Below are 10,847 nucleotides of genomic sequence, written 5' to 3' on the forward strand. Positions count from 1 at the left end.
ACAGCGCCCCGCCCCCCTGGGCGGGCGCTTTCCGTTTCCGCTACTTGCGATGGGCCGGGGCGCCCGGGAGCAGTCGCAGCGTGTAGAGCTTGATGAAGCCGATACATCCATTGGCCGCGGACCTTGATGTACGTCTCGTCCATATGCCACTTGCTGCCGACCGTACGCTTGCGTCAGCTTCGGAGCTCTGGTCACTTCGCCCGTTCTAGCCGGCTGAGCGCCGCTTCCTAGCTTGCGGGCTAAGCAGATGGCGCGGCGGCGATGAGGCACCAGCGCGCGAATCCCCGCCAGCAGCAGCCGCTCCGCAGTGAGACCCAGCTTCGTTCCCGTCATCAAACTGCTCACGTTGAACGCCGGCGCGACTGGCTCCGGGCAGAGATCGATCCGAACTACCCTGGCGTCGCCTTCGGCCTTGCGACCGGGCTTGCTGCTCGCAGAAGCAGCGTCAGTCTTCGGTGCGCGAGTAGTCGGGCTTCAAGACGGTCAAGCGCTATCGGCGTCTGCCACCGAAGACGTCCGGCGTCGTGCGTGTACGGCGGAGGCTGAAATCTCAGGGATGGAAGGACCCAGCAGCCAATGCAGCGGTGTCCATCAGATTCCATATGACATGATTGTCATCGACGTGCTTTCATGATTGCTGGGGTCTATGTCACGTCGTCGCTTGCTACCCGAAAAGAATTTCCCGGGCTACGCATACCTGCCTGGCAAACATCCGCATCCGGTTCGCGACCCGCTGGGTCACAGTTACCAAAGCGACCCGATGACCGTTGTTGCCGTCGAGGAATCACTCAGCTCAAACGGGTTCCGATGGGGTATCGACCTGTTCAATCACGGTTATTACTGGGAAGCCCATGAGGCTTGGGAGCCTCTTTGGCACGCTGCGAAACAAAGCACTCAGCATCGCCTTTTGTTCAAGGGATTGATCCTGTTGGCGGCGGCCGGGGTGAAGATCCGCGAGGGAAAGCCGGTCGCTGCCGCGCGCCATGCGGCGAGAGCTGCAGCGCTTTTTCGTCGGGTGGCGCCTCTGCCGAGCCGGCCCTTTGAGGCCGCACTCGGAATGACACCTGCCGCGCTCGCGGTACACGCCGAAGCGGCCACAACTTTCCCGGCTGTTTTGCGAGAGCCGATGCCTGGCCAGCCTGAGCCCGTTTTCGATTTCATTCTCGCCCCTAAATCCGAGGGCGTCTGATAGGCAACCCCTACAGTACGGTTCAAGCCTCTTAGTTATTTGGGTGCACTGCCGACCTGTCATGGACAGTTCGACAAGGGCAGCTTCAATCCTGGCGCAGTTGACCTACGGCACAGCCCGGCGCTGGCGGAGCACCCATGGCAGGCGCCGCTTCCATCGTTCATCTCGCGGCAAAGCAACATCTTTCTGCCACCGCTTCTTCTTGCGGGTCCGTCTGCCTCCAGTCGGTGCGTTCGATGCCTTCGGAACCGGCGCTTCCTCAACCGTCGGCGGCTTAGGAAGCGATACGTCGGGCATGATCAAGTCCTTGGCGTCGGGTACTGCTTCACCAACGGCGGCCATGGGCCGAGAACGGATATCTTCGCAAGGAACAATCGGCGCTTCAGCGATCGGACCTTCAGTCTCGCTTCCGCGATATCGTTCGTGATGGCGGCCAAGTCGATGCCGGCCCAGATTGAGTGTGGCCGCTTCACGAGCCAACGCTTCTGTTTGATCTCGACGACAAAGGGTCGCTGCTGCCTCATAGGCTCTCGGCAGACTCAGGAGAGTTGCGAATGTCGTCTAGGCCGATCGCACGCTTTCGTCCACCCGCCCCCACGCATTCTCCAACGGTTTTCCAAGACGTTGCTGTCGTCCAAGCCACGACTGAAGCGGCTAACCGCTGAGGCCGGGGCCCACGCTCCCGATCTCTTGTCCTGCTGTCAGCATGACCGCCATAACGACAATATCGCCCACGCAGTCGCCTTTATTAGGCCCATCGCGAAGCCGCAAAATATTCAAAATGCAATGAAGATGGCCGCCACCCTTGTCCATGCTCGCATGTTCCCGTGTAAATCGGACCCGTCCAATGCATTTTTTGAATCGGTCACCTGCGACTGATTATGCTGCTGATGGTCCGCATGCCGGATGTCATGGGTGGCCGGGCACGGATTGCGCTCCGCAAGCGGTCGGCAATCCCAAAGCTACACTTGGTGCACATCGCATCGGCTTTCCTCCACCGATCAACCCTTAGTGTGGGTTGAGAAGTCGCAAGAGGTGGCGCTGACCAGGCTTGTTCCGCAGCCCTCGTTGTCGTTGATCCAGACGCTGGGTGGTGAATGAGGAATCGCAGCAGCGATCACCCACAGGATACAGGTCAGCTTTGCTGCGCTCGATTTTGTCGATGATCAGATCGGCCCCCTTCTTCGCGAGAGTGGGCGCTCTAATCAGCCTAGAACGGCCTGATCCTGGTCAATCTCACGCGCGCCAACTGCCTCGCCGGATTGTAGAGCCTCTTGCGGGTGTTTTCTACAACAACCACCAGGGTCATCAAATCAAGCAGGAAGTCGTCGATCGCTTGGGCGGTTGTTCCTGACTCACCTTTGGACTGATCCCAGCAAAACGCACGCCCGATCGATCGCATCCGCGCTGGCCGCAGTGATTAACGCTCCGACTCCTCTTGACGATGGCGATCGTACGAGGTGCCGGCCCCCGACTCCTCATTGCAAGGTTCACCACGTGATGCGTTAGTTTCGTCTGCCTTTGCGACTGCCGCTTGGTCGCGGCCAGTCCACTGGCTGCACGATGCGCTTACCACGGCGTGTCGCTCCGGGCCTTCCGGTCTTTCGCATTTGCTGCGTTATACTATGAACGGCCCGGCATGATCGCCGAACCAGAACGTGTTGCAAACTTTACAAGGAATACGCACATGGCAACTGGAACCGTGAAGTGGTTCAACAGCACCAAGGGATTTGGATTTATCCAGCCCGACAATGGCGGTCAGGATGTTTTCGTCCACATTTCCGCTGTCGAACGCGCGGGCCTCTCGACCCTCAGATCAACTATGAGATCGAACAGGATCGCCGCACTGGCAAATCCTCCGCTGGCAGCCTCAGCAAAGCTGGCTGATTTTTCTCCTGCCCCCCGGCAAGAGCCGGAAGGACGCGGCAAGTCCGGATGTACTGACGGCCGCTCGACAAGAGCGGGCGAGAATAGGGCTCGGCGCAGCAGATTGCTGCAAGCGGACGCGCTTCTTGTGAAACGAGAATGTTTGCAGTTGAAGGCGGGCTGTCCCCGCCTTCTCGTATTCTGCGCAAATGCCGACGGCAGTTGCGCGCTCCAGAACGAACCTCGATTGCCGAAATTCTAACCTGCGACCTTCTTGCGGGTCCGCTTCGCCACTGCCGGCTCCGGCGCTTCCGGCGCTTTCGGTTTGCGGCCGAGCCCCATCGTCTTGGCCAAAGTCGAGCGCGCCGCGGCGTAGTTCGGCGCGACCATGGGATAATCCGCCGGCAGGCCCCATTTGGCGCGATATTCATCTGGCGTCAGCCCATGGTGGGTCGACAGATGGCGCTTTAGTGATTTGAATTTCTTGCCGTCTTCAAGGGAGATGATGTAGTCCGGTGTCACCGACTTCCTGATTGGGACAGCAGGCGTAAGCGCAACCGGCTTTTGTGCGGTGACGCCTGCGGCCGTGCCTTTCAGCGCCGCGTGCACTTGGCCGATCAGGGCAGGGAGATCCCCCACCGGGACCGGATTGTTGGAGACATAGGCTGAGACGACATCGGCGGTGAGCTCGATGAGGGTGTCAATGTTTTTTGCGGCTTCTTCTGTCATGAAACTCTCCAGGCGGCGTGAAACACAGTCGGCGAAGCGTCGCTTCATAGTGGCGGTCGCCGCTGAAAGCAAATACAGCCCGGCAGGACTATCGCGATGCTCGTCGGCACCGAGGACCATAGCGCTGCATCCGCCGTCGTGGGCGTGTTGATCTGCGCGCTGTCGGCCGGGCAAAACGAAGGGCCAAAGATGCTTTGCGCCACCCATGAAGCCCCAAGGTCGTCCTTGCGCAGCTCACGAAGCCCTCACGGACGCGGTAGCTAGTCTTCGGTTCTTGACTTTCGATTTGACCTGCGCCCCGGCCAGCGCGCCCTCGGCAGGCGCTACGAACTCGAATACGGTGGTTGAACCGATGCTGAGCATCACGGTAATTCAAGCACAAGCTTTGCCTGTTAATCCTGTGGTCACAAACGACCTTGATGGCCAACAATGCGAAACCCGATGTGCGCGCCGCACGGTCTTGAGCTTTTTGCAATTCATCCCTCACCTGGGTCGAACCGGTCAGAAGATGCGCATATCGCCTCGAGCGGGCGCTTGCGGGTCATGATCGCGATGGTGTCTTAGCTACGATGTTTCCCATCCTTGGTTAGGCTGTCGAAAAGAACAATCGCTCTTCGATCACTTACTTCCGGAGCCCGATGTCATGATGAAATATCCAGACGTTAAACCAGGTCTTAAAGAAGAAGTGCCCTGGTCTGACAGCCTGACCAGCTACGACCGTCAGCACTTCACGACCTACCTGAGGCTCCTGGATGCAGGTGCCGACGAGGCAAGCTATGAGGAGATGGCGCAGGTCATCCTCGGCATCGATCCGGTGCAAGAGCCGGAGCGGGCCCGGAAAACTGTGCGAAGCCATCTCGATCGGGCGAACTGGATGGTGACGACCGGTTACAAGGAATTGTTCGCCGGATGAGGGCGAACAGGCGGCGACACGCTCCGCCTGTTCAGATGTGGTTACGGCGTCCGCGAAAAGAGCGGTCTCACGGTCGGGGCTGCGGGAATTAGGTTCAAATTGAAAGACCTCAGTTCTTTGCTCCATCATGACGATCGACCAGATGGCGGCGACCGGTGCGAGCACCAGACCCGCCACGCTGGACGACAGCAACACGAGGCCAACCAAACCCGAACCGCCAACATGAAAAGCCAACCATGCAGGCAGGACAATTCCGACGCCAACGATAACGAAAGAAGCCGATGAAAAAGCTATAAACAGCGGGTCTTTCGAATCGTCAAGCGAGACACTTTCCCGGCTCGCTTTCCGATGAAGATAGCGGTGAAGGAGAAGTCTTTCCGCAATGGGAAGCACAAGGCGCAGTGGTCGATGACGTTGCGTGAATATGCCAAGCCGCTGCACAAGAGGCCGATCGCCGAGATCGCGCGCGACGACGTGGTCGAGACGCTGAAGCCGATCTGGGAGAAGATACCAGAGACTGCTGACCGCCTCCGCATGTGCATTGCAGCAGTAATGGATCACGCGAAGGCGAGGCGGCTTTTATGTCGGCGACAACCCTGCCGACTGGCGGAGAGGCCTGAAGGATATGCTTCCGGCTCGACAGAAGCTCACGCGCGGCCATCACGCAACAGTCGGCTACAAGGAACTGCCTGCCATCATCAAGCGCCTACGAGCCGCCGCTGGCGTGTCAGCTAGGGCTGTGGAGTTCGCCGCATTGACCGCAGCGCGTTCCAGTGAGGTTCGCGGCGCAGTGTGGCCGGAGATCGACCTTGATGCGGCCTTGTGGACGGTACCCGCCGCAAAGATGAAGGCTGCGCGCGACCATGAGGTTCCGCTTTCCGAGCGCGCCGTGACAATCCTCCGCGCTACACAGCAGCAGTCGACCAGCGATCTGGTGTTCGAAGGTGGACGCGACGGAAGGCCAATCAGCGACACAGCGATGACGAAGGCGCTTAGGGCCGCTGGTGCGGGCGATGCGACCTTGCATGGTCTGCGCTCATCGTTCCGTGATTGGGCTGGCGATAGACCGATTACCCGCGCGATGTAGCCGCGGCGGCCTTGGCTCATGTGCTCAAGGACAAGACCGAAGCCGCATACAGACGTGGCACCGCGTCGCAAAAAAGACGCGGCTTGATGGTAGACTGGCACAGTATTGTGAAAATAAAGCCCGTTGACCATATCGACATTACAGGCGAAAACGCATATTGTTCTTCACCTTGGCTTACCTCGCCTAAGTTAACGGCGACCCGAATCCCTCTCTAAAGATTCAGAGTTTGAACGTGCCCCTTCGCACGTTGGATTTTCCGCACGCTCTTTTTGCGCCGGGTTGCACTGGGGATTCCGATGACAGCAAACGACAACCGACCGCGCCTGATCGCACCAAAAGACGCGGCGGCAGCCACGTCTCTTTCTCGTACACTATTGATTTTGATGGCCGAAGCCGGGGGGTTCCCGAAGCCCGTTTCGCTATCCGAACGACGTAGTGCATATATGCGTGCCGAGGTCGAAGAGTGGATTGATAAGCATATCGCCGCGAGCGCGGCAGCATGAGCCACAATGCCGAAACTGTTGCGAAATGTTTATGCTTTGGAAGGCTACCGAGAAGGCGTTCCTGCAGCATCTTCTGATCCGCTTGATAGAGGATGTTCCGGACTTCAATAGGGAAAAGTTCGCAACCGGCTTGCACCTACTGCAAGAGGAGTGGCCCATCGACCGAACAGACAAAGATCGAGAAGCGCAGGGCTTAGTCAGCATCCGCTTCCTTGGCGAATTGATTGAAATGACAGCAATGCGCATCGCTCGAGAGTGAGCACACTGACGGGCCGCGCGTTTCTTCAAAAAACACCGCCGACCAACGGCGGCACTCCAAGACTGGACCGCTCCCCTTGAAAATCCTTGATGCCCGACCGGAGCCGCCAGGCTGCGGCAACGTCATTGCGCGCGTCGACGTAGCACTGAATGATGCCGTGAAAATCTATAATCTGAAGGTGTCCAAGCGACCCGATGGCGGCTTCGCCGTTTTCGCGCCGAACGCTCATGGTGGGCGCGTCGTCACGTTTTCTCGTTCTCTTGTTGCCGAAATTGCCAGCGCCGCTGTTGCCGCGCTCATGGAGCCGACGCCGAATGACCGCACCCACACTGAAGCAGAAAGGTTCCTCGACCTTATCAACAATGGCGACGCAGAGAGGCTGGCCAGTTTTCACTACGGCAATATGGCCAGGACAGGCGGATCGATCATGGTTGCGCCGGAAGACGTGGCCTGGGAACCACTACACGTTCAAGCGCGAACTGTTACAGCCGCGATCCGACAACGAACCTGCAGATATCAGTGAGGCCCTCCGCTGGTGCGTTGTGGTCGACAACATTCCAGAATGTGACGCCGACACGGCCGGGATTATTTACATCGAGAGAGAGAGACGCCCTTGATGAGAAAGTTCTTAGGGCGGCTATCAGCAATGTCGTCAAACCAGGTCATCTTGAAGCGGGACTTAGGAGGATTGTCGTTGTAAGTCTCGGCCGATTTGGAACACCGCATGAGCGCGCCAAGACCAAGTAAAAATTTTAGCATGATCGTCCTCCTTTCAATGGAGAAACCAATGCGGCGGGCAGATAGTTCCACAGGTCCGGAACAATGCTCACTAGCGCTCGTTGCCTCTGATCGATGGGCGAGGAGCGCGGAGATATGGCCGTGAAGAAAAAGAGCGACGATAGCCGCGTTAAGAAGGGCGCAGAACTTGAGGTAGAGCACCTTACCGAAGTCACGGACCTATCGGCCAAACAGGCGCGCACATTATTGCGGAAGCACGGCGCTGACTGGCAGAAGCTCAAGGACGAAGCCGAAGATTTAAAGGATGACGACTGACTACCCGTCCCGCGCATTGCGGAAACGGACTACCCGGCCTGGCCGGTTTCTCGAATTGGGATGACCACCCATGACAAAGACCACCCGCAAGGAAATACTAGAAGCAACAGACGCCTTCCTGAAGGCCAACCCGGCGGAGAAGCGCACCGCTGTACGGATTCGTTTTCGTGGCGGTCGGCCAGCTTGGAATTGGCTGAAAAAGCACGACGGGAAGGGGGCCGCCGCATTGTGGCTCATCGTTCGAGAGCGCCTTCCGCAGGCCGCCAACGACAACCTGCCCACTGACGCGGGACTGCATGTCGACCGGAGCCGAAAGGACGGCAGGCCAAGAGGGAAGAATCCAGATCCACGTTCGTTGGATGCCTGCATAGCGCTGCCGTCTGCCCAACCGCGGCTCGGCGATGCCGAACCGGAACCGGCACGAGCAGGCAACTGGGATACGGTGTCGCGAGGTGTCTCTATAAAATCGCAGGAGTGGATACATCCCGACGCAGTATTCACGTCGGCAACTTGCTTCAGCTTCCATCCTCCAGAGATCGCACCTGGCGCATTCTTTCTGGGTGCAATAGGCGGACTAGGCCAGCTTAAGTTGGGCAGGAGTCGTGGAGACGTACGGCTGGCTGGAACTGCCGATCCGATCACCCCACCGGCCAATATCGATACTGTCATCGAGGTCATCTTAGCAGGCGGCAATTGCTGAGGTCGGCAAGGCTTTCGGCGCTAAAGGCGGATATGCAGACCGTCGCGGAGGCGCTGGCTATTGGCGGCTGGCAAGTGGGCGAAGTTGGCGGTGGCGAATGACAACCCGAGAATCAGGGCCGCTTAGGGACGTGTGCCAAATCGTGGCCCCAAAAACCTAAAGGGGCAACAGCAACGAATGGGGCGCTTCGGCGTCCCACCCGCTTTGGGCCCTACGCCTCGTCATCGTCAGGCGCAACCCGTCAATCTGGCACCAGAGGCGGGAATTATTGCGCGCGTTCCGGCCAGGCTGCGTGCGCTCACCGTCCAGCCTTCAGGGCTGCGACGGTGTTTTTTTTAAACCATCGCAATCACGAATTTCCAAACTCAAGGATCAAATATGCCTACAAGCCGTAGCCGCCATTGTGCGGCGTATCGGCTTCGATGAAGGGCGCGTGGGCGCGGTAGCCCGCATACTCACGGACGCCGCTGTTCTGCCGCCCGGTGCGCCTTGGACATCTCCAGATCTCAGCCCGCAAGACGTGGCGTCACTCATGCTTGGCGCGGCGCTGGACGTGCCTTTGCGTGCTGTTGTTGACGCGGTGCGCGATTACCGCGCCCTGCGCCGTGAAGGCGTTCCTGATGGCGCGCCATTTGCTATCAGTGTTGCCACAACTGGTGAAGAGCTAGACGTCCTGGCCGAGATCGCTGCAACTGGCTCGCCAGAGGCGAAAGCACGGGCAGCAAAGACCATCATCACCGTAGTCAATAGTTGGCCGGAAGTCGTGCCGATCGACCAGATCGACACCCGACGCTTCAGCGCGGGCGCGCCAAGTCACTGGCAGGCCTCTCGCCATCGCAAATCTGTCGAAATCAATGCCGCCGCGCTTGTCGACGTCATCAATGAACTTTTTGGAGACCAGTAAAATGTCAAAAGCTGACCTTTCGTAATGCCCGAATTGACCGATGTCGACCCGGAATTCGCAAAACTCGAACGGCAACTTCAGGACCTAAACTCCCAAAAATGTTTGGCCGATCGCGAGCTTGCGAGCCCGCGTGAAGAACTGGCCGAAGCGCGCGGTCCGTCCATTCCGTCCAGCGTTGCAGCCCTGCTTGGTGATGAACCCGACTCGGCGACGGGAAAACGGCAGCGTGCCGCCGAACTGAGCAAGTTGGTCGGCGATCTTATGGTTGCCATTGACATCATTTCTAAACGTCTGCGGGAGCGTCGCGACATACGGCAGCCGTGCTGCTGTCGCGCGCCGCCGCATTGGAGGCCGCGATGGTGCCGCTTCGCGAGTTGGAACAGTTGCGCATAGATTTGGAAGCTCACGATGCATCAGGTCATTTCAATGGCCGCACGGGAATCTTTCGCATTTTTCCAGCGCGTTCTGCGCGGCTGTGCGCAAGGGAGTGTGAGTATGGAACGGCGAGAATACGAAACCGCCACGGATAAGGGGCGCCCTGGTCAACGTCTGGTGAGACTGCCGGGCGATAAACAGCACACCAAGCGTGGTGACAGCGCAAAGGTCATCGCGCGCCGCATTGCGCTAGACAAAGCGGAGAAGCGCCTGCAGAGGCTGACGAATGGCTGAGTATCGGGCTACGCCATCCAATGGAGCCAACCCGCGACTATCGCGGGTCTCTTCGTTGAACAGTTTGCGCGCGGATCTTTCGACAACTCATTGCTCCACAATCCTGACGTGGCGGCTCTGTGGTCGCATGACAGCAGCCGGCCACTTGGGTGTGTTGGCCGCCGCGACAGCAAATATCGCAGCGGCCGGTCCACCCGCCGAGCAAGTCATATTCTTCCACCATGTAGCTCTTGATCTTCAGCCAACTGCCGTGCCGCCAACCGGCTTCCATGGATGCAGGTCAATTCACGATTTGCTGAAACGCGCTGTTTCCGCCCGGGTGGAGCTAGCCTGTCAGTTTAGTGAAGTCGTGGCGCCGCGCGCCAACATGTGCCAGCAAATTCGTTTCGTTTACGACCCCTGATTGAAAGAGATTCAGCGTGGTCGAGGCCAGAATCTGACCGTCTATCGAAGTGCTGTACCATTTAGCGTCGGCGGTTATCTGGTCGACAACCCGCTGGCAAATCGCCCGATCTTTAGGTTAAGGAACTGACTTTTCGGCGCTCGTAGCATCTCGATGCCTTTAAAGGGGAGTCACTTGTCTCCCAAGCGACACCCATGCGTGGGTCTCCCGAGAATGGATACTAAACGCATCCAGGCCATTCGTTTGAGTGGTACGATGCGGGGCGTTGGCATCGGTGACGTGGTTGCGATCACGGCCGCGGTACGGAGGCGGTCACCGACGACCGTATCAGTGATACAACGCACTTCCTTAGCGGGCGGCCCAGCAGCTTGGGTTAGGGGGGCGGCCGCTGGGCCTGACCAGCGAGCGTTCGGGAATGCTCGACTGGCTGGTTAGTATATTAGATCAAGCTAATGTAATCGAACCATGCGAACGAAGTACGCGCGGCAAGAAAGTGGCTGGCGTCCGATTCACTTACCGCGCGGTTTTGCCTTGGGTTCTGGCGAGCTTTCGGAGGGGTTTGCAGCCAATTT

General features: G+C 58.6%; 15 protein-coding genes and 2 pseudogenes. 15 read left to right on the forward strand and 2 right to left on the reverse strand.

Translation table 11 applies throughout. The features are described 5' to 3' along the window. Positions 1-83: 83 nt before the first annotated feature. Positions 84-173 (reverse strand): annotated as a pseudogene (locus tag NKH43_RS34465) (IS6 family transposase); the annotation flags it as partial. 587 nt (positions 174-760) lie between these two features. On the opposite strand from NKH43_RS34465, the gene NKH43_RS34470 reads away from it, so the two are divergent. Beyond that, the gene (locus NKH43_RS34470; protein ID WP_031195309.1) at positions 761-1,189 is read left to right on the forward strand and encodes a DUF309 domain-containing protein; all 429 of its coding nucleotides are present in this window, start codon (positions 761-763) and stop codon (positions 1,187-1,189) included. Between the two features lie 1,687 nt (positions 1,190-2,876). Continuing rightward, positions 2,877-3,076, forward strand: a pseudogene (locus tag NKH43_RS34475) (cold-shock protein). 237 nt (positions 3,077-3,313) lie between these two features. Here NKH43_RS34475 and NKH43_RS34480 read toward each other — a convergent pair. Further along, positions 3,314-3,784 carry a Ros/MucR family transcriptional regulator gene (locus NKH43_RS34480; protein WP_031195311.1) on the reverse strand — a complete coding sequence of 157 codons (471 nt, stop codon included), beginning with the start codon at positions 3,782-3,784 and terminating at the stop codon, positions 3,314-3,316. A gap of 646 nt (positions 3,785-4,430) precedes the next feature. Here NKH43_RS34480 and NKH43_RS34485 point away from each other — a divergent pair. From NKH43_RS34485 to NKH43_RS34545, 13 genes are all read left to right on the forward strand, one after another. Continuing rightward, positions 4,431-4,697 carry a DNA -binding domain-containing protein gene (locus NKH43_RS34485; RefSeq protein ID WP_031195313.1) on the forward strand — a complete coding sequence of 89 codons (267 nt, stop codon included), beginning with the start codon at positions 4,431-4,433 and terminating at the stop codon, positions 4,695-4,697. Positions 4,698-5,045: 348 nt separating this feature from the next. After that, the gene (locus NKH43_RS34490) at positions 5,046-5,432 is read left to right on the forward strand and encodes a phage integrase central domain-containing protein (RefSeq protein ID WP_023722859.1); all 387 of its coding nucleotides are present in this window, start codon (positions 5,046-5,048) and stop codon (positions 5,430-5,432) included. After that, on the forward strand, positions 5,323-5,784 hold the full coding sequence (locus NKH43_RS34495; RefSeq protein ID WP_051409784.1) for a tyrosine-type recombinase/integrase: 462 nt from the start codon (positions 5,323-5,325) through the stop codon (positions 5,782-5,784). The genes NKH43_RS34490 and NKH43_RS34495 overlap by 110 nt, the downstream gene beginning before the upstream one ends. A 296-nt stretch (positions 5,785-6,080) precedes the next feature. Beyond that, the gene (locus NKH43_RS34500; RefSeq protein WP_084643138.1) at positions 6,081-6,287 is read left to right on the forward strand and encodes a helix-turn-helix transcriptional regulator; all 207 of its coding nucleotides are present in this window, start codon (positions 6,081-6,083) and stop codon (positions 6,285-6,287) included. Between the two features lie 31 nt (positions 6,288-6,318). After that, a complete protein-coding gene (locus tag NKH43_RS34505) occupies positions 6,319-6,546 on the forward strand; it encodes a hypothetical protein (RefSeq protein ID WP_156948345.1) in 228 nt (75 codons plus the stop codon). A gap of 76 nt (positions 6,547-6,622) precedes the next feature. Next, positions 6,623-7,069: a hypothetical protein gene (locus tag NKH43_RS34510; protein ID WP_156948347.1), complete on the forward strand. Its 447-nt coding sequence runs from the start codon at positions 6,623-6,625 to the stop codon at positions 7,067-7,069. Between the two features lie 350 nt (positions 7,070-7,419). After that, positions 7,420-7,599 (forward strand): hypothetical protein, encoded by a 180-nt coding sequence (locus NKH43_RS34515; RefSeq protein ID WP_031195317.1) that lies wholly within the window; start codon positions 7,420-7,422, stop codon positions 7,597-7,599. Between the two features lie 70 nt (positions 7,600-7,669). Further along, positions 7,670-8,299, forward strand: coding sequence for a hypothetical protein (locus tag NKH43_RS34520; protein WP_023722865.1), 630 nt, complete (start codon positions 7,670-7,672; stop codon positions 8,297-8,299). Positions 8,300-8,591: 292 nt separating this feature from the next. After that, positions 8,592-9,203 carry a hypothetical protein gene (locus tag NKH43_RS34525; RefSeq protein ID WP_156948349.1) on the forward strand — a complete coding sequence of 204 codons (612 nt, stop codon included), beginning with the start codon at positions 8,592-8,594 and terminating at the stop codon, positions 9,201-9,203. A gap of 24 nt (positions 9,204-9,227) precedes the next feature. Beyond that, positions 9,228-9,596 carry a hypothetical protein gene (locus NKH43_RS34530; RefSeq protein WP_156948351.1) on the forward strand — a complete coding sequence of 123 codons (369 nt, stop codon included), beginning with the start codon at positions 9,228-9,230 and terminating at the stop codon, positions 9,594-9,596. A gap of 15 nt (positions 9,597-9,611) precedes the next feature. Then, positions 9,612-9,872 carry a hypothetical protein gene (locus tag NKH43_RS34535; RefSeq protein WP_352622602.1) on the forward strand — a complete coding sequence of 87 codons (261 nt, stop codon included), beginning with the start codon at positions 9,612-9,614 and terminating at the stop codon, positions 9,870-9,872. A gap of 15 nt (positions 9,873-9,887) precedes the next feature. Further along, on the forward strand, positions 9,888-10,106 hold the full coding sequence (locus tag NKH43_RS34540) for an HK97 family phage prohead protease (protein WP_084643140.1): 219 nt from the start codon (positions 9,888-9,890) through the stop codon (positions 10,104-10,106). After that, on the forward strand, positions 10,000-10,275 hold the full coding sequence (locus NKH43_RS34545) for a hypothetical protein (protein ID WP_156948355.1): 276 nt from the start codon (positions 10,000-10,002) through the stop codon (positions 10,273-10,275). The genes NKH43_RS34540 and NKH43_RS34545 overlap by 107 nt, the downstream gene beginning before the upstream one ends. Positions 10,276-10,847 lie beyond the last annotated feature (572 nt).

Origin of the sequence: Mesorhizobium sp. M1163 (assembly GCF_040318415.1) — a bacterium.
Taxonomy (GTDB): domain Bacteria; phylum Pseudomonadota; class Alphaproteobacteria; order Rhizobiales; family Rhizobiaceae; genus Mesorhizobium.

Coding starts and splice junctions, on each gene's coding strand:
- NKH43_RS34485 (WP_031195313.1), top strand. CDS start 4,431: ATGAAATATCCAGACGTTAAACCAGGTCTTAAAGAAGAAGTGCCCTGG.
- NKH43_RS34520 (WP_023722865.1), top strand. CDS start 7,670: ATGACAAAGACCACCCGCAAGGAAATACTAGAAGCAACAGACGCCTTC.
- NKH43_RS34500 (WP_084643138.1), top strand. CDS start 6,081: ATGACAGCAAACGACAACCGACCGCGCCTGATCGCACCAAAAGACGCG.
- NKH43_RS34480 (WP_031195311.1), bottom strand. CDS start 3,784: ATGACAGAAGAAGCCGCAAAAAACATTGACACCCTCATCGAGCTCACC.
- NKH43_RS34495 (WP_051409784.1), top strand. CDS start 5,323: ATGCTTCCGGCTCGACAGAAGCTCACGCGCGGCCATCACGCAACAGTC.
- NKH43_RS34515 (WP_031195317.1), top strand. CDS start 7,420: ATGGCCGTGAAGAAAAAGAGCGACGATAGCCGCGTTAAGAAGGGCGCA.
- NKH43_RS34505 (WP_156948345.1), top strand. CDS start 6,319: ATGCTTTGGAAGGCTACCGAGAAGGCGTTCCTGCAGCATCTTCTGATC.
- NKH43_RS34545 (WP_156948355.1), top strand. CDS start 10,000: ATGACAGCAGCCGGCCACTTGGGTGTGTTGGCCGCCGCGACAGCAAAT.
- NKH43_RS34470 (WP_031195309.1), top strand. CDS start 761: ATGACCGTTGTTGCCGTCGAGGAATCACTCAGCTCAAACGGGTTCCGA.
- NKH43_RS34535 (WP_352622602.1), top strand. CDS start 9,612: ATGCATCAGGTCATTTCAATGGCCGCACGGGAATCTTTCGCATTTTTC.
- NKH43_RS34530 (WP_156948351.1), top strand. CDS start 9,228: ATGCCCGAATTGACCGATGTCGACCCGGAATTCGCAAAACTCGAACGG.
- NKH43_RS34490 (WP_023722859.1), top strand. CDS start 5,046: ATGAAGATAGCGGTGAAGGAGAAGTCTTTCCGCAATGGGAAGCACAAG.